General features: G+C 47.0%; 16 protein-coding genes. 15 read left to right on the top strand and 1 reads right to left on the bottom strand.

Annotation, left to right across the window (positions count from 1 at the left end):
- The first annotated feature begins 431 nt into the window (after window positions 1-431).
- The 14 genes from EC836_RS14980 (at window position 432) to EC836_RS14915 (ending at window position 15,472) form a co-directional block, all read left to right on the top strand.
- Entirely contained in the window at window positions 432-2,360 is a 1,929-nt protein-coding gene (locus tag EC836_RS14980) for a PTS mannitol transporter subunit IICBA (RefSeq protein ID WP_123334487.1), read from the top strand.
- A gap of 88 nt (window positions 2,361-2,448) precedes the next feature.
- Window positions 2,449-3,597, top strand: coding sequence for a mannitol-1-phosphate 5-dehydrogenase (gene mtlD / locus EC836_RS14975; protein ID WP_123334485.1), 1,149 nt, complete (start codon window positions 2,449-2,451; stop codon window positions 3,595-3,597).
- A gap of 80 nt (window positions 3,598-3,677) precedes the next feature.
- On the top strand, window positions 3,678-4,226 hold the full coding sequence (mtlR, locus tag EC836_RS14970) for a mannitol operon repressor MtlR (RefSeq protein ID WP_199735193.1): 549 nt from the start codon (window positions 3,678-3,680) through the stop codon (window positions 4,224-4,226).
- Window positions 4,227-4,298: 72 nt separating this feature from the next.
- A complete protein-coding gene (locus tag EC836_RS14965; protein WP_123334481.1) occupies window positions 4,299-4,661 on the top strand; it encodes a YibL family ribosome-associated protein in 363 nt (120 codons plus the stop codon).
- A gap of 568 nt (window positions 4,662-5,229) precedes the next feature.
- Window positions 5,230-5,769 carry a fimbrial protein gene (locus EC836_RS14960; protein ID WP_123334479.1) on the top strand — a complete coding sequence of 180 codons (540 nt, stop codon included), beginning with the start codon at window positions 5,230-5,232 and terminating at the stop codon, window positions 5,767-5,769.
- Window positions 5,770-5,848: 79 nt separating this feature from the next.
- On the top strand, window positions 5,849-6,394 hold the full coding sequence (locus EC836_RS14955) for a fimbrial protein (RefSeq protein ID WP_123334477.1): 546 nt from the start codon (window positions 5,849-5,851) through the stop codon (window positions 6,392-6,394).
- Between the two features lie 116 nt (window positions 6,395-6,510).
- Window positions 6,511-9,051, top strand: coding sequence for an outer membrane usher protein (locus tag EC836_RS14950; RefSeq protein ID WP_123334708.1), 2,541 nt, complete (start codon window positions 6,511-6,513; stop codon window positions 9,049-9,051).
- Window positions 9,051-9,785 carry a fimbria/pilus periplasmic chaperone gene (locus tag EC836_RS14945; RefSeq protein WP_123334475.1) on the top strand — a complete coding sequence of 245 codons (735 nt, stop codon included), beginning with the start codon at window positions 9,051-9,053 and terminating at the stop codon, window positions 9,783-9,785. The genes EC836_RS14950 and EC836_RS14945 overlap by 1 nt, the downstream gene beginning before the upstream one ends.
- Before the next feature lie 39 nt (window positions 9,786-9,824).
- Complete coding sequence (locus EC836_RS14940) at window positions 9,825-10,472, top strand: fimbrial protein (protein ID WP_233599338.1); 648 nt, start codon at window positions 9,825-9,827, stop codon at window positions 10,470-10,472.
- 22 nt (window positions 10,473-10,494) lie between these two features.
- A complete protein-coding gene (locus EC836_RS14935; RefSeq protein ID WP_158612794.1) occupies window positions 10,495-10,995 on the top strand; it encodes a fimbrial protein in 501 nt (166 codons plus the stop codon).
- 14 nt (window positions 10,996-11,009) lie between these two features.
- Entirely contained in the window at window positions 11,010-11,576 is a 567-nt protein-coding gene (locus EC836_RS14930) for a fimbrial protein (RefSeq protein ID WP_123334471.1), read from the top strand.
- A gap of 439 nt (window positions 11,577-12,015) precedes the next feature.
- Window positions 12,016-12,645 carry a LuxR C-terminal-related transcriptional regulator gene (locus EC836_RS14925; protein WP_123334469.1) on the top strand — a complete coding sequence of 210 codons (630 nt, stop codon included), beginning with the start codon at window positions 12,016-12,018 and terminating at the stop codon, window positions 12,643-12,645.
- An 11-nt stretch (window positions 12,646-12,656) separates the two neighbouring features.
- The gene (locus EC836_RS14920; RefSeq protein WP_148050381.1) at window positions 12,657-13,169 is read left to right on the top strand and encodes a hypothetical protein; all 513 of its coding nucleotides are present in this window, start codon (window positions 12,657-12,659) and stop codon (window positions 13,167-13,169) included.
- A complete protein-coding gene (locus tag EC836_RS14915) occupies window positions 13,166-15,472 on the top strand; it encodes an FKBP-type peptidyl-prolyl cis-trans isomerase N-terminal domain-containing protein (protein ID WP_123334465.1) in 2,307 nt (768 codons plus the stop codon). The genes EC836_RS14920 and EC836_RS14915 overlap by 4 nt, the downstream gene beginning before the upstream one ends.
- A gap of 66 nt (window positions 15,473-15,538) precedes the next feature.
- Here the strand turns inward: EC836_RS14915 and EC836_RS14910 are convergent, their stop codons facing one another.
- Window positions 15,539-15,787 carry a FaeA/PapI family transcriptional regulator gene (locus EC836_RS14910; protein WP_123334463.1) on the bottom strand — a complete coding sequence of 83 codons (249 nt, stop codon included), beginning with the start codon at window positions 15,785-15,787 and terminating at the stop codon, window positions 15,539-15,541.
- Between the two features lie 363 nt (window positions 15,788-16,150).
- Between EC836_RS14910 and EC836_RS14905 the strand changes: the two genes are divergently transcribed.
- A complete protein-coding gene (locus EC836_RS14905; protein WP_148050380.1) occupies window positions 16,151-17,017 on the top strand; it encodes a winged helix-turn-helix domain-containing protein in 867 nt (288 codons plus the stop codon).
- The last annotated feature ends 8 nt before the right edge of the window (window positions 17,018-17,025 follow it).

Genomic DNA, 17,025 nt, shown 5'->3' with positions numbered 1-17,025 from the left:
TGGAATAAACGTGTAGCCTGATATGTAGCTTAGTTACAGAGCGTGGGCAGAGCTGATCGCGTTCGAATGGCGGCACATGAGCCGGCATGTAAAGAAAAGTTTCTTGTGATCTACATCACAAATAAAGAACAAAGTCCGCATTCAACTACGTGATTTATATCACATTATTGGCCTGTTGATGCTCGAATTTTGACCTTTGTGGTTTTTTTACACAAGTTTATTGTGATCAATATCACAATAAACCCCTCCTCCCCCCCTCATACATAGTGATCCAGATCACACATAATTCACCGACTACGCAGCGTCATATTCGCGTGATAGAGTCCGCTTGCATACAGTGATACTGACGGCTTTTTAGCCGTAATCGTCTTCAAACAACATCAGCGCGCTCTCTTACATGGTCAGCGCGTACCAATAAGAGGTGTGCTTTTATGTCCTCATCAGATATCAAGATCAAGGTTCAGAACTTTGGTCGCTTTCTGAGTAATATGGTAATGCCAAATATCGGGGCATTTATTGCCTGGGGTATTATCACCGCGCTGTTTATTCCAACCGGATGGCTGCCAAACGAAACGCTGGCGAAGCTGGTTGGCCCAATGATTACCTATCTGCTGCCCTTGCTGATCGGTTATACCGGCGGACGCCTGGTCGGTGGCGATCGCGGTGGCGTAGTCGGTGCGATTACTACCATGGGTGTGATCGTCGGTGCCGATATGCCGATGTTCCTCGGCTCAATGATTGCCGGTCCGCTGGGCGGTTGGGCAATCAAAACCTTCGACCGCCAGGTTGACGGTAAGATTAAAAGCGGCTTCGAAATGCTGGTTAACAACTTCTCTGCCGGTATTATCGGCATGCTGTTGGCTATCCTCGCATTCCTGGCTATCGGTCCGCTGGTTGAGGGCCTGTCGCATATTCTTGCCGCCGGCGTGAATCTGATGGTGCAGAACAACCTGCTGCCGCTGACCTCAATCTTCGTTGAACCGGCAAAAATCCTGTTCCTGAACAATGCGATTAACCACGGTATCTTCTCGCCGCTGGGTATTCAGCAGGCCAGCGAAGCCGGTAAATCTATCTTCTTCCTGATTGAAGCGAACCCGGGCCCGGGTATGGGCGTGCTGATGGCCTATATGTTCTTCGGCCGTGGCAATGCTAAACAGTCTGCCGGCGGTGCGGCGATCATCCACTTCCTGGGCGGTATTCACGAGATTTACTTCCCGTATGTGCTGATGAATCCGCGTCTGATTCTGGCGGTGATTCTGGGCGGTATGACCGGCGTCTTTACCCTGACGCTGCTGAACGGCGGTCTGGTATCACCGGCCTCTCCGGGTTCCATCCTCGCCGTACTGGCAATGACGCCAAAAGGCGCCTACTTCGCGAACATTGCGGCCATTGTTGCTGCCTTCGCCGTCTCCTTTGTGGTGTCAGCCGTTCTGCTGAAAACCAGCAAGGTGAAAGAAGAAGACGACATCGAAGCGGCTACCCGTCGTATGCAGGAAATGAAAGCGCAGTCAAAAGGCCAGTCAGCAACCGTAGCCGGTGCCGATGCGCTGCACTCCGATTTATCCCACGTGCGCAAAATCATCGTGGCCTGTGATGCCGGTATGGGCTCCAGCGCCATGGGTGCAGGCGTGCTGCGTAAGAAAGTGAACGATGCGGGCCTGACCACGATTTCTGTGACCAACACGGCCATTAACAGCCTGCCGGGCGATGTGGATCTGGTCATTACCCACCGCGATCTCACCGAGCGTGCGATGCGCCAGGCGCCCCATGCGCAGCATATTTCCCTGACCAACTTCCTCGACAGCGGCCTGTATAACGATCTGACCGCGCGTCTGGTCGAAGCTAACCGCAGCGCCGAACATCGCGAAAAAGTGAGCACCACGCTCAGCGACAGCTTTGATGAAGGCCAGGAGCATCTGTTCAAGCTGACCGCCAGCAATGTATTCCTCGGCAATCATGCCAGCGAAAAAGAGCAGGCGATTCGCTTTGCCGGTGAACAGCTGGTAAAAGGCGGCTACGTTGAGCCGGAATACGTCGAAGCGATGCTGGAACGTGAAAAACTGACGCCAACCTACCTCGGTGAGTCAATTGCCGTGCCGCACGGTACGATTGCCGCGAAAGACCGCGTGCTGAAGACCGGGGTAGTATTCTGCCAGTATCCGGAAGGCGTGCGCTTCGGTGAGGAAGAAGACGACATCGCTCGCCTGGTGATTGGTATTGCCGCCCGCAATAACGAGCATATCCAGGTGATTACCAGCCTGACGAATGCACTGGACGATGACAGCGTGATTGCCCGACTGGCGACCACCACCAGCGTACAGGAAGTGCTGGATCTGCTGTCCGGTAAAACCAGCGCCTGATTCAGCGAGTGGTGATGTATTTCCGCAAGGGCCGGGCATGCCCGGCCTTTTTTGGATCGAATCCTGAACAATTTAAGTGGGTAATATCATGAAAGCTTTACATTTTGGTGCGGGCAACATTGGCCGGGGATTTATCGGTAAACTACTGGCCGACGCCGGTATTCAACTGACTTTCGCGGACGTTAACCAGGTCGTACTGGATGCGATTAACGCACGCCATGAATATCCGGTTCACGTGGTCGGCGAACAGGCGCAGGTTGAGATCGTAAAAGGTGTGAATGCGGTTAACAGCACCAGCGACGATATTGTCGATCTGGTGGCTGAGGTTGATATCGTTACCACGGCGGTTGGTCCACAGATCCTTGAGCGTATTGCCGGCGGCATTGCGAAAGGGCTGGCCAAACGCAGTGATAACGCTAATACCCGTCCCCTGAATGTTATCGCCTGCGAAAACATGGTTCGCGGCACCACGCAGCTGAAAGGCCACGTGCTGAAAGCGCTGCCCGAGCAGTATCACGCCTGGGTTGAAGCGAACGTGGGCTTTGTGGATTCCGCCGTTGACCGTATCGTGCCGCCTTCCGAGGCGGGCAGCAGCGACCCGCTGGAAGTGACGGTCGAAACCTTCAGCGAATGGATTGTGGATAAAACCCAGTTCAAAGGTGCCCTGCCCGCTATCCCGGGTATGGAACTGACCGACAATCTGATGGCATTCGTCGAGCGTAAACTGTTTACGCTCAATACGGGGCATGCGATTACGGCATATCTTGGGCAACTGGCGGGGCATAACACCATTCGCGAAGCGATTCTCGATCCGCAGGTGCGTGCCGTGGTCAAAGGCGCGATGGAAGAAAGCGGTGCCGTGCTGATTAAGCGTTACGGTTTTGAAGCGGATAAGCACGCGGCCTATATCCAGAAAATTTTGGGCCGTTTTGAAAATCCGTATCTGAAAGATGACGTTGAACGCGTAGGCCGCCAGCCGCTGCGTAAGCTCAGCGCCGGTGACCGCCTGATTAAGCCCACGCTGGGCACACTGGAGTATCAGCTGCCTCACGATAACCTGGTGACCGGCATCGCCGCCGCGCTACGCTACCACAGCGAACAGGATCCGCAGGCACAGGAGCTGGCTGAGCTGCTGGCGAAGCAGGATGTTGCGACCACGCTGGCTGAGGTCTCCGGCCTTGATGCCAACAGCGATGTGGTTAAGGCCGTAGTGAAAGCCTGGAGCGCTATGGCATAATGCCGTTGAACGCGCTCCTCAGGGACGAACAATCCGGGCACAGCCTCACCGCTGTGCCCGCGCTGATATCACTACGCCATATGATGAACGATATGCAGGCACTTATGGAACAACCTCAGGCTTTTGAAAACAGGGTGCTGGAGCGCCTGAATGCCGGACGTTCGGTAAGAAGCTTTCTGATCGCTGCCGTTGAATTACTGGCGGAGGCGATTAATATGCTGGTCATCCAGGTGTTCCGCAAAGATGATTATGCCGTTAAGTATGCGGTGGAACCGCTTTTACACGGCGATGGCCCGCTTGGCGAGCTGTCTGTTCGCCTGAAGCTGATTTATGGCTTAGGCATGATTAACCGCAGCGAATATGAAGACTGTGAACTGCTGATGGCGCTGCGTGAAGAGCTGAACCATGATGGCCACGAATACCGTTTTACCGACGATGAAATCCTTGGCCCCTTTGGTGAGCTGCACTGTGTGACTCCCCTTCCTCCCCGCCCGGATTTCGCCGTTGAAGATGCGGAATTACGTAATATGCAGCAGCTGCGCTATCAGCAGGTGGTGCGTTCCACCATGGTTCTGTCCCTCACCTCGTTGATTTCGCTGATAAGCCAGAAACAGGCCTTCAAAAAATAGCCTCTCCTTACCCGCTTTAGACCGGTTTGGTGTATCCTTTGCAGCAATGAATCATTGTTACGGTTAATCGTTATGAAAGAACAAGTACAGTCAGAAATTAAAATCCTTAGTGACAAGCTGGATGCCCTTAATCACAAAGAGCCAGGCCTGCTGGCATCGGGCGACAGCGAGAAGCTGGGTGAACTGCTGAATGAGAAAGACAAGCTGATCGCTGAGATCGAACGTTTGCGCAATGTGCGGGCAGAGAATCTCAGTAAAGAAGCCCAGCAGCTTAAAAAGCTGCCCTTCAGCCGTGCTATTACCAAAAAAGAACAGGCCAATATGGGCGCGCTGAAAAAAAGCGTGCGCGGTCTGATCGTCGTACATCCAACCACCGCTCTGGGCCGCGAACTGGGCCTTAAAGAGATGACTGGATTTGCTAAGGCAGAATTTTAAGAACGCTGCCCGGAGCTTGTGCCGGGCATCTTAATTTTTTTGACGTCGGAGCGGCTTGCCTGTTTTCAGCCTTACTATCAAAGGGTTAATTCTCATCTGGCATTGTGTCAAAGTCCACTAAAGGTCGTTATACCCACCGCGTCTCCCGTACCTGTAAATTAAAACCGTTATATCCTATTAATCCCCCACGCCCAGTGCCATAACCTGCATTAAGTTGTTTCTTTAGTGCTATATGCTAGTGATGAGTTGCTTAGCAGTTTTTAACTGTCGCAACTTTGGATAAACAATGACATTAGACTCGCATTTATTATTTTTTTTACGAAGTTCCAGAAATTTATATCGAATTTTAGGTATCGGTTTTTTTTTCTTCAATTAGCGTACTGTATTTGCAATAATTACTTTCAACGAGCAAGCATGAATAGTTATTTATCCATGATTGTTAATATCATGAAATATAATTAATGGCCGCGTTCGTTAAATCGTTTCTTAATAGATTCAGTACAAAAAGCTTTTTGCATTCTTGAAAACGGACAAAAAGATATTTTCATATCAATAAAGGAATAGTGTAATGGAACTGAAAAAAATTGTACTTGGCGTTGCTCTGGCAATGGGTATGACTGGTTTTGCTCAGGCTGCAGCAGGTGATCCTACTCCAACCGATCAGGGTAGCGGCAGCTTCACCTTCAAAGGTTCTATTATTGATGCGCCTTGCTCGATTGCCGGAAATAAAGATCAGGTTGTTGAAATGGGACAGATCTCTAATGCGGCTCTGATTAATGGTGATCAGCGGTCTGTAGCTCGTGACTTCAGTATCAAACTGGAAAAATGTGTTATTACAGATAAAAAATCTGTGAGCGTAACCTTCACGGGTCCTAAAGGTACAATTCCTGATTCTCTGGGCATGGGTAAAGTTACCGGTGCCAGCCTCATCATGAACGACGGTAATAATCAGCAAATTAAGCTGGCTGAACCTACCAATCTGCAGGACTTGGCGAATGGCGATAACACGCTGAGTTTCTCTGCCTTTGTACAGGGTAACCCAGGTGTGACTGAAGTCGAGCTGGGTGAGTTTACTGCTGTTACTAACTTCACCCTTGCTTATCAGTAATATTCGGTACTGATGAAGAGTACATGTGGAGGATAACTCCACATGTACTGATTTCGCTTGTAATTGTTAGGTTTTCTCTATGTTCAAGAAGATAAGCGTTTTAGTTTTATTGTTGAACATGAGTGCTGTTAGTCAAGGTTACTCCTCTGGTTTGATGTCTTCTGACAATGGGCAAGGGCGAGTGAATATGATTGGTAGCATCATTGATGCAGCCTGCGCAATTGATATCAATAGTATCGATCAAACCATTGATATGGGCGTAGTACCCGTCAGCCGAATTGTACGAGATGGGCAAAGCGTTAAAAAAAATTTCTCTATAAATCTTATTAATTGCGTTCTTAATAAAAGTGATAAAGATTCCACCAGGTGGCAATATTTCACCATTACTTTCGATGGATTGAATGATGATGGATTATTTTCTGTCGAAGGTGATGCAAAAGGTATCGCGATAAAAATCATTGACAACAGTGGAAGTATTGCCAGGCCAGGATTGGCTCTTCCTCCTGGAAAGATTGAGTCAGGAGATATTTCACTTAACTTCTCCATGCAACTTGTCAGTAATCATCGGGCACTACAAGCGGGTGATTACAACGCCGTAATTAAATTCAAAATGGATTACTACTAACACAGCGATATCATTTTGACAGATTAATCCTTAGCTGAAATGAACATCGGCATGGCGCAGAACCATTGATGTAAATGACTCTATGGCGCTGGAATGGAAAAAAAGGTCAGGGAATGATGACGCCATATTATTTTAGGTCTTTTTCTACACGCCCGCATCTGCTGGGATTATTAATTAGCTGTCTCATTAGCGTGGCGGCCTTTCCTGCTAATTCTCAGGACTTCAAATTTAACGTCGACGTTCTCGATGTTAACGACCGTAAAAACATCGACCTCGACCAGTTTGCCCGCGCCGGTTTTGTTATGCCGGGTGACTACATCATGTCTGTAAATATTAACAAACAGCAGCTGAGAGAACAGCCGATTAGCTTTTATCCGCCGGAGAACGATCCAAAAGGCAGTGATGCCTGTATTACGCCGGAGCTGGTTAAGCAAATTGGCCTGAAGCCACAAATGAAGGATAAGTTGACCTGGTGGCACAATGGTGGATGCCTGGTGATTGATAGCCTGAAAGGTACGGTGGTTAAAACCGATCTGTCGGCTTCGGCGGTTTATCTGAGCATTCCCCAGGCTTATCTGGAGTATGCTGCCGATGACTGGGATCCGCCTTCGCGCTGGGATAATGGTATCCCAGGGTTGCTGTTTGACTACAACGTTAATGCGCAGGGGCAACGCCAGAGTAAGAGTGGTGATAAATCTTATGACGCCAGCGGCAACGGTACGGTCGGTGCCAACTTCGACGTATGGCGTTTTCGTGCCGACTGGCAAAGCCGGTATAACCATCGGTCTGGCAGTAACTCATCAAACAAAATGACATGGGACTGGAGCCGTTATTACGCCTACAGGGCAATAGCACGTCTTGGTGCAAAACTGACGTTGGGCGAGAACTATCTCAACTCCGATATTTTTGACAGCTTCCGTTTTACCGGCGCAACGCTGGTCACCGACGATGGCATGCTGCCGCCGAATTTGCGTGGCTATGCACCAGAAGTCTCTGGCGTGGCAAAAACTAACGCCAAAGTTATTATCAGCCAGCAGGGCCGTGTGTTACAGCAAACCCAGGTGGCATCGGGGCCATTCCGTATTCAGGATATTAACGATGCGGTTACCGGTAAATTAGATGTACGTATCGAAGAGCAGGATGGAAGCGTGCAGGAGTTTACGATTAACACCGCGAACATTCCTTATCTGACCCGCCCGGGAACGATTCGTTACAAAATTGCATCCGGTCGTCCAACCGACTTTCGGCATCATGCTAACGGACCCATGTTTGGATCCGCTGAATTTTCCTGGGGTATCAACAACGGTTGGTCGCTGTACGGTGGTGGTGTATCTGATGGCAGATATAACGCGCTTGCTCTGGGTATTGGTCGCGATCTTATGTTCCTGGGGGCGCTGTCTTTTGACGCAACGCAATCCCGGGCAAAACTGCCCCATAGCGATGAGATATATTCAGGCGGTTCGTATCGTTTGAGCTATTCCAAACGCTTTGATGATTATGATAGTCAGGTGACCTTTGCGGGATATCGTTTTTCACAGAAAAAATACATGAGCATGAGCGAATATCTCGATACGCGTGTGACCGGTGTGCGGTCTCAAAATAGTAAAGAGATGTATACCATATCATTTAATAAACAATTCCGGGATGCCGGTATAAGTACATACCTGAATTATAACCACCAGACCTACTGGGACCGGCCGGAAAACGATCGCTATGATGTTACCGTATCAAGTTATTTTGACTTAGGGCGCTTAAAAAACTTAAGTTTATCATTAACTGCTTTTCGTAATAAATATGATAGTCATACTGATGACGGAATGTATCTGTCGCTATCATTGCCCATGGGCAATGATGCCAGCCTGAGCTATAACGGCAGCTGGGGACGTTCGGATAACACGAATAAAGCGAGCTATTACAAAAAGATTGATGAACACAATAACTATCAAGTGAGTAGTGGGTTGTCACACAGTAAAGCGTTAGCGAGTGGTTACTACTCTCATGAGGGCGATATTGCACAGGTTGATGCGAATGCCACTTATCAGGAAGGCGATTACAGTTCGGTAGGATTAAGTATCCAGGGGGGAGCAACGGCGACGCTAAAAGGTGCGGCACTGCATCGGACCAGTATGATTGGTGGCACGCGAATCCTGTTGGATACCGACGGCGTTGCCAATGTACCGGTGAGTGGCTATGGATCGACGACCTCATCTAACCGATTCGGTAAAGTTGTACTCGCCGACGTCTCCAATTATTACCGAAACCAACTCAGCATTGATCTGAATAAGCTGCCTGAAGATGCTGAAGCTATTCGTTCGGTCACTCAGGCAACCTTGACGGAAGGTGCTATCGGGTATCGTAAGTTTGAAGTGATTTCTGGTGAAAAATCGATGGCGGTACTCCGCCTGGCAGACGGATCGACACCACCGTTTGGTGCCACGGTTAAAAACGGCAGGGATCAGAGCGTAGGGATTGTTAATGACGGCGGTAGCGTGTATCTGTCCGGCATCAAAGCCGGTGAAACAATGAAAGTATTCTGGGACGGTAAAGAACAGTGTGAATTACCACTGCCTAAAACTCTGTTAATTGGCGAAGAAACAAATTTACTACTGCCATGTCACGTAGTGGCTGTTAACAAAAAATTAGATGAGATGAAATAATGAAACAAAAAATTATTATGGGACTGGTTTTGGCTCCTCTGACGGTCCAATCAGCCTTTGCGGCTATCGCGTTAGATCGTACACGTGTTGTTTTTGATGGGAGCCAAAAATCGATTAGCCTGAGCGTCAGCAATGAAAATAAACAGCTACCTTATCTCGCTCAGGGCTGGCTTGAGGACGAAAAAGGCAACAAGATTAATTCACCCTTGACCGTACTTCCGCCGGTACAGCGTATCGAGCCGGGCGTTCAAAGCCAGGTCCGCATTCAGTCTGTGGGCGCAGAGAAGGCCTTACCTCAGGACCATGAGTCGCTGTTTTATTTCAATCTGCGGGAAATTCCACCGCGCAGCGAAAAGCCTAATACGCTACAAATTGCGCTGCAGACACGCGTTAAGCTTTTTTATCGCCCTGCTGCGCTAATGACCCAAAGTAACAGCGCACCGTGGCAGGAAAAAATCACTCTGACTCGCCAGGGCGATCGCTATGTGGTGAATAACCCGACCCCGTACTACGTCACTCTTATCGATGCCAGCAGCAGCGTTAAGGGGCCATCAGCAAAAGACTTTGAAGCGGTGATGATCGCGCCTAAAGGTGAGGCCCCGATTAACATTACTGCCGGTATTTTAGGTAACAGCCCGGTATTAACCTATATCAATGACTACGGTGGACGTCCTCAGCTGCAGTTTACCTGCAGTGGCATCACCTGCCAGGCGTCACCGGTTAAGTCCAAATAACGGATAGACAGATTAAACGGCGAGATAAGGAGATCAGGTATGCAAAGACAACAGGGAGAAGAAAATTGCAGGCCACCGGCGCAGAATAAACAACCTTTTCGCTTAATCAGGTTTGCTGTTGCGACAGGAGTTCTTGCTGCGTGCATGCTAAATCACTCCGCCATTCAGGCGGCAGATAACTGGGACGTTGACGGTGCCCATGGCCAAATTCACGTTCATGGCTCGTTAAATGAAAGTGCCTGCCGTCTGGCAACCAGCTCTGTCTGGCAGGATATTGCTATGGGTGATATAGGGACCGCACAGTTACGTCATATTGGCGATCGCGGCAAAGCGGTGAAAATCGAATTAAAACTGGAGGACTGCGCCTCCTCCGCTTCACGAATTAGTGATAGCTTTACGGGAAACGTAACGTGGAGCAAGAGGCAACCCTCCGTTTCAATTAGTTTTAAGGCACCCCTGGATGCCGATAATTCTCAGCTAATAAAGGTCAGCGGAGCAAGCGGGTTTGCACTGCGCCTTACGGATATGCTTGGGAGAGATGTGCGCGTTGGCGGTCATGCATCTCCTCTTATGCTGACCCCAGGAAGTAATCAGCTGATTTACACCATTATCCCCGAACGTACTCGCGCGAATTTAGTCGCTGGCAGCTGGTGGTCTCTGATAAATGTTGGCCTTGATTATCAATAGTTTTATAACAAGGAAAGTAATAATGAGGTTATTGAGAAAGAATGTCGTACTCGTTCTGTCTATTTTATTCTGTCACCAGACCAGCGCCGCTGATAATTTAAAATTTACAGGTACTCTGGTGATTCCACCGCAGTGCACCATTGGTAATGCGGCAGGAGGAATGATTGAAGTACCGTTTCCAGGTCGTATGCCGATCAGTAAAATCGATGGTGTTAACTTTATACTTCCTGTTCCATATAACCTGAAATGTGGTAATGGAACACCGGGATTGGATCTACAACTAACGCTCGTTGGGAGTTCACCCTATGGCGATGGTGTCCTCAAGACTAATCTCGGAGACTTGGGGATTCAGATTTACTATGGTAGCGCGAGCTCAAAAAAGAAATTCACGCTGAACAAACCTATTAACATTAATTTTAAAAATCAGCCTGAACTATGGGCCGTTCCCGTTAATAAGCCAGGAGGAACTCTGAAAGACGGTTCCTTTGAAGCAACGGCGACATTAAAGGCTGAATACCACTAATTGGAGCTGGCTCGATGAAAATATATCACAGGTTTAGCAGGTCGTTTTTATATACTAGCCTGCTGATATCGTCTTTGGCAGCAGGGTCGTATGTTTATGCTGATGAAGAAAAGAATGGAACTGATAACCTGAAGTTTTCGGGGCAGTTGGTCGCGCAGCCCTGTATTATAGGTCCGGGAAATGAATCGCTTGAGGTTGATTTTCATTCAATAATTGACACGTCGCTATATCTGCACGAGCGGTCTTACCCTCGCCCATTTAGCGTAATTTTGTCCGAGTGCGATCTAAGCGTAGGTAAAAGCGTGCGCATATCTTTTACCGGCAATAAAAGCCTCGCTCTTCCTGGCCTGCTGGCGGTAAATACGGATAGTTCAGCTGCTGGCATAGCTATCGGCCTTGAAACAGCCAGTGGTTCACCGCTTCCGTTAGGTAAAGAAACCTCAGAATATCAGCTGAAAGAAGGGGAAAATAGCATTGATTTTAAAGCATTTATTCAGGCTGAGCCAGATGCGATAAGTAATAAAAGTATCGTATTGGGACCGTTTGCAGCCACTGCAACATTCTATCTTGAGTATGAGTAAATCATTAATCCGATAATCTTTACATCAATAATATTACAAAAATTTTAATTTTTTGTATTGAATAAAATTTATTTCTCTTCCTGCTGAGTGTGGTGAATTCTTCAAGATCTAAAATTGACACTCAGCAATACCGCTTTATATATAATTTTATCTCTTTGGTTAAAAATAATCTTGTGTGTCATGCCTACCAAAATTGTTTTATTAAAAATCTGAAATTGAATTAAAAGTTAAATGTCGCCATAAAATTCCCTATAATGGTTTTAGCTATCAAAGAATTATACGCGATATAATATATCGCAATTAATCTATCAATGAAACCCTGCTTTTTTTATTAAATCCTCTGAGATACAATCCTCACGAATGCCATCAGGAGATAGCAGGGGGGAGTTGTTGAGAGTGAAAACAACTTCCTGGGTTAGGGATAACATCAGGATCTATTATGAAAAAAAACCTTTTAACAGTTGTCATCAATGACCCAAATCGCTTCTTTGCTGAAGGGCTAATGGACTGTATACGCGATAACTCATCATCAATGGGAATGAACATAGAGTTTACTGACTGTGTTTTTAATAATCGGGCGAAACTCGTATTTCTGGCGGCGGATACAGTATCTGTTGCTAATCTTCATTATTTGAATCGCAGGCAGGTTTCGCGCGCAATGAGCGTATTTATAATACATGATACGGTATCAGCTAATGCGGCGAACTCATTAAAAATTAGCAAGTTAAATCAGTATTCTCCTTTATTCAGAAATCAGTCTATTGATGACGTGTCTGCTGCTATTCGCCACCATCTCGAGCCGCAGTCTGATTTGCGTAACATTCTGATACCACCATGTTCAGTTCGTACTAAGAACAATTTTACTCGGCGTGAGACTGAAATACTGCGTTATCTCGCTCGTGGTATTAGCAATGGAGCTGTTGCTCATTTTCTGCATATCAGTGAGAAAACCGTCAGTGCTCATAAAAGAAATATTATGTCTAAGCTGAACATGATTCGCCCTGCCGAGCTCAATTACTGGCTGCTCCAGGAAGGGTGGTGTGAATCATGGCGTGCACGTGAAAAATAACTGAGATACCCATGATTATAACGTATTCGAAATTATTTTTTCATGTTAAAAATAAATCGATTTTGTTTTTTGCATTTTTTTTATTTGGTTGTCAGACGGCATCAGACCCAGGAAAATCGATGGTAAATACATCATTGAATGCGGGTCAAGTGCAATCTACCGCCGTGAGCTCTCCTTCCGCTTCTTCTTCCGTCGACTCTGGAAGAACCGGGCTTGAACCACAGAACGGCAGTACCGTACAGCATAGCGATAAGTATAAAACGGACAGTGAAAAACTTGAGCAGTGTCAGTCTCAGCTGGAAGCGCTGAAAGTCATGAGCCCTGCCCAATATACGCGTCTGCGTAGTTCATTCGACTATCTGATGAATGGCGCTGCGCAATACGCCAACCTTCGTCAAAAAACCAATGCCGATACGCAGGACACGGTAGATGCGCTGTATCGCTATCGCGCTAACCTGCTCTGCGCGCAGATCGCGCAAACCCTGCTGGATGGATTGACACGCCGAGGTGAGGCTCGTCCATGAACCGTAAGCCTGGCCCATTCCCTTTCGTTCATTCTCCGATCGCATTGCTTATGCTGAGCCTGACGGTTATGGGCAGCCCGGCTTATGCTGAATCTGATGAGGCGCCAGCCGTTCTGCAATTTGCGCGTCAGTATCAGCAGCAGCAGATCGATTTTCCACGCTACACGCCATCAAAAAAAGCGCCTAAGCCGAAACGCAAGACCCTGCCTAACCCTAAAAAACCTGTTCCCGTATCTGTGGTCAATAAGACGCCGATGACGGAGCCGGATCGACTTCAGCTGGTGCAGCTACAGAGCAGCATTTCGCAGAAAGAACAGGCGATCGCTGCACAGAATCTCACTATTCAGAAGCTCGAAAAGCAGCTCTCCGTATTGCACCTTGCGGCACAAAAAGCATCGGTTTCCCCTGTCGTATCAGCGCATGACGTGCAGATGGTACAAAAAATGGTTGAGAGTCTTTACCGGACATTTACCCTGCGCCCGGCACCTGAGGCTCTGGCCGAAAATCTTAAGCAGGCTAACCAGCAGGCTGCCAGAGCGCGACAGGCGGAATCTGTTCTGCAGGAGCAGCAAAAAGACCTGAAATTGCAGCTTGGTAAGTTACAGAATCAGCTTACGGTTCTCAAAAATGATCGTAGCCAGATGACTGGGGAACGTGAATCGTCACTCAGCGCTCAGTTGGAAAAGCAGAACACGCTCAACCATCAGTTGGAATCAGACCTTACGGCAAATCGTCAAAAAGTCTTGCAGACTTCAGATCGGGTCTATCAGCTAGAATCGTCGATACGTAAGCTGGAAAGCGAGAATAAACAGTACGCCGACGATAACAAACAGCTTTTGCTGCAAATTTCCGGGCATAGCAACGCCAGCGAAACGCTGGCGTCGGTTAAGAACCAACAGAGTAAGCTGCAGGACGAACTGGCTACCCGCCAGCAGCAGCTTACTCATCTGCAAAATGAAAAACAGCAGATGCAGCAACAGTTGGCAGCAGCACCTACGCCTGCTCAGCTTGCCGATAGCCAGAACAAAGTTAAAGCTCTGCAAATAAAGCTGGATGAAAATGTTCAGCAGTTACAGAAGCAGGAGCGCAGCGCTAGCGAGCAGGTGAAATCAAGCAGTGAAGTGCTAATCGCTGAAAAAAAATTAGCGGAAGATAAAATCAAAGCTCTGCAAGTAAAACTGGACGCTTCGCAAACTCAACAGGCTGCCATCCAGTCTGAGAAACAGCAGCTTCAGCAAAAGCTACAGAGCAATCTGCTCAGTAAAGAAGAAAACAGTGCGGCGATTGCCGGTCAGATTAAAGCGCTTCAGGATAAATTGGCTACTGCCCAGCTTCAGCAGACGGCCATGCAGGCGGACAAAGAAAAACTTCAGCAGCAGCTCGATCACGCGCCAACTCCGGCACAGTTGGCCGACAGCCAGTTGAAAATCAAAGCACTTCAGGGGCAGCTGGATAATGCGCTACTACTCCAGAGCAAAGAAGGCGTTACCAGTGAAGACGCGAAAGTCAGTGATCCCATCATCACCGCCGATTACAAAGCGGCAGAGGATAAGGTTAAAGAACTCCAGCAAAAACTGGATGCAACGCAGGCCCAGCTTACCGAGGCGGCAAAACAGAGTGCAGCGCCTAAAGTGAAAGGTACGCCTGAGATGAATTCGGAAACGCTGAAGAAGAAAGCAACCCGCGAAGCTTATGCCGTTGGCATCTCTCTTGGAACAGAGATCCTTCAGATCCAGGCAGAAAACCGTAACTGGGCATCAACGGACAGCGATAAACCGAGCGTTCTGGCCGGGATTATTGATGCATTCCAGGGGAAAGAAAAGCTCGCTCCTGATGAACTGCATAAAGCGCTGATGAATATCAGCGAGCGAGTAAAATCCGGTCGTGAAAAATATATGGGCGATTTAGATAAGTCGACTAAAAAATTTATTGCCAACTTTACCAAACAGAAGAATGTCAAAAAAAGCGATTCCGGTTTCTGGTATCGTGTTGGTTATGTCGGTGATGTCCCTATCCCTGCCGGTGCGACCATTGATGTGGTTGTTAAAGAAAGCCTGGCAAATGGTATGATTATTGAAGATATGGATGCGAAAGGTATTGTACTGACCCAGCCAATTTCAGCATTCCCACCGGTATTCCGGGAAGCACTCTCGAGGCTGAAAAATCATGGATCAATTACTATCGTCGTACCACCGTCGCTGGCCTATGGGGACAAAGGTTATCCTCCTAAGGTGCCACCGAATGCGACTATGGTTTATGATCTTCGCGTTTCAGATATTTATCCAGAACAGTCGAAGAAGTAATGATATAGTCGGGCAATGTAAACGATAACGCATTCAGTAATACTGAATGCGCGATTTTTTCACCGGTCAACCAGTAAAAGACTCGGTTTTATTCCAGTACAAGCTCTTTCTCTGTTTAACAGAGGTGATAACGCCTTCTTTTTCCAATTTGATCAGGATATGCCTGGCATTGTAAATGCTGAGTTCAGATCTGTCGGCGATATCTCTGGTGCTGGCATACACCTTAGTATCACTTTCTTTATAAAATTCCTGCAGTGCAGTGATGACACGTTCAACGGATGTTGCTCTTTGAAAGTACCTGGTGGATTCAATCATTTTATAACTCCTTCTTGGTAAACCCGGCTCCTGCCGATAAATAAAAAACCAACCCCTGATAGTCAAGTGGAGTAATGATAACTTTTGTAGTTATAAATCAAAACTTAATATCAATTAGTTGAAAATTACAAAATAAAAAACCAAATTAAATTCATTTGTTAGATTAATATTCTAACGATGGTGTGAAAAAATAAAATGTTTAGAATGTTAAATCGCGGATGTTAAGGAATGACACAACTTAAAATATTATCAGGTCATAAAGACATCTTATAATTAACGAGTTCAGGATGCCAGGTGAGCTTTTTAATCGTCAAGTTCCTGCTGTTCGTGAATAGACTTGTAATTTTTACATGCAGATACCCAATGAAATACTTGATAAACAATTTCGTTGAATTTGATTCTTGCGCTGGAATACTGACTCTGGTAAGCGACGAAAGTATTTCTGTAGCGCTTTCGAAACCGGGTAGCCGGCTTTTGAATGAGTTAATTACTCATTCTGGTATCACGCTATCGCGCGAGGAATTGTTAGAGCGCGTTTGGGAAAATCATGGATTAATCCCTTCCAGCAACAATCTTAGCAACCATATCAGTTTCCTGAGAAAAGTTTTCTCACAAATTGGAATGGAGGATAATATTATTATTACCTCTCCCAGAGAGGGTTTCAGACTGGAGGCTGATGTGCAGAAATTCACTGATAGCCCTTGTGAGCAGAGTGAGTCGCCTGTAAATAATGATCGTGATGAGTATTATGAGGATTGGAATAAGGATGTGGTTCCTCCAGTGGAGCAGTCTTTTGCCAGGCGGTGCAGAACTAAAATAATAATACTACATCTGTGTCATTTCACTAAAAGAGAAATTATAAATAGAAAATTCATTGTTCTTACTGCAGTTTTATTATCTCTTGTTGTAATAAGAAATGGGTTTCCTGGTTTTTTTTATTCAAATGGAAAAAACGCCACTTCATCAATTGGTTTATGTGAGATTGTAGATTTAGCTTCAGGAAAAGGAATTAACGACAAAGAGAAAGTGAATCTTGTAGAGGATATTATCAACGAGAAAAATATTAACTGTGTTAATAAACGAAGCCGTATTTATCTGAAAACAACACAGGTCACTAAGGACACAAAACACAATCAGCGGTCGACTTTTCTTGTGCAGTGTTTATCCGGGCACATGGAAATAAATTCCACGTGTGAGAGTTACCTCTCACTAACGCTACAAAAACCATGAAGAAAATC

It is taken from the genome of Erwinia sp. JUb26, from assembly GCF_003751505.1.
In the GTDB taxonomy this organism is placed as follows: Bacteria; Pseudomonadota; Gammaproteobacteria; order Enterobacterales; family Enterobacteriaceae; genus Erwinia.
Note: the sequence above shows the minus strand (reverse complement) of the source record. Positions and strands in the feature narration are given on the sequence as shown.

Excerpts from the sequence above, each read along its gene's own strand:
- EC836_RS14980 (WP_123334487.1), top strand. The coding sequence starts at position 432 with ATGTCCTCATCAGATATCAAGATCAAGGTTCAGAACTTTGGTCGCTTT.
- mtlD (WP_123334485.1), top strand. The coding sequence starts at position 2,449 with ATGAAAGCTTTACATTTTGGTGCGGGCAACATTGGCCGGGGATTTATC.
- mtlR (WP_199735193.1), top strand. The coding sequence starts at position 3,678 with ATGATGAACGATATGCAGGCACTTATGGAACAACCTCAGGCTTTTGAA.
- EC836_RS14965 (WP_123334481.1), top strand. The coding sequence starts at position 4,299 with ATGAAAGAACAAGTACAGTCAGAAATTAAAATCCTTAGTGACAAGCTG.
- EC836_RS14960 (WP_123334479.1), top strand. The coding sequence starts at position 5,230 with ATGGAACTGAAAAAAATTGTACTTGGCGTTGCTCTGGCAATGGGTATG.
- EC836_RS14955 (WP_123334477.1), top strand. The coding sequence starts at position 5,849 with ATGTTCAAGAAGATAAGCGTTTTAGTTTTATTGTTGAACATGAGTGCT.
- EC836_RS14950 (WP_123334708.1), top strand. The coding sequence starts at position 6,511 with ATGACGCCATATTATTTTAGGTCTTTTTCTACACGCCCGCATCTGCTG.
- EC836_RS14945 (WP_123334475.1), top strand. The coding sequence starts at position 9,051 with ATGAAACAAAAAATTATTATGGGACTGGTTTTGGCTCCTCTGACGGTC.
- EC836_RS14940 (WP_233599338.1), top strand. The coding sequence starts at position 9,825 with ATGCAAAGACAACAGGGAGAAGAAAATTGCAGGCCACCGGCGCAGAAT.
- EC836_RS14935 (WP_158612794.1), top strand. The coding sequence starts at position 10,495 with ATGAGGTTATTGAGAAAGAATGTCGTACTCGTTCTGTCTATTTTATTC.
- EC836_RS14930 (WP_123334471.1), top strand. The coding sequence starts at position 11,010 with ATGAAAATATATCACAGGTTTAGCAGGTCGTTTTTATATACTAGCCTG.
- EC836_RS14925 (WP_123334469.1), top strand. The coding sequence starts at position 12,016 with ATGAAAAAAAACCTTTTAACAGTTGTCATCAATGACCCAAATCGCTTC.
- EC836_RS14920 (WP_148050381.1), top strand. The coding sequence starts at position 12,657 with ATGATTATAACGTATTCGAAATTATTTTTTCATGTTAAAAATAAATCG.
- EC836_RS14915 (WP_123334465.1), top strand. The coding sequence starts at position 13,166 with ATGAACCGTAAGCCTGGCCCATTCCCTTTCGTTCATTCTCCGATCGCA.
- EC836_RS14910 (WP_123334463.1), bottom strand. The coding sequence starts at position 15,787 with ATGATTGAATCCACCAGGTACTTTCAAAGAGCAACATCCGTTGAACGT.
- EC836_RS14905 (WP_148050380.1), top strand. The coding sequence starts at position 16,151 with ATGAAATACTTGATAAACAATTTCGTTGAATTTGATTCTTGCGCTGGA.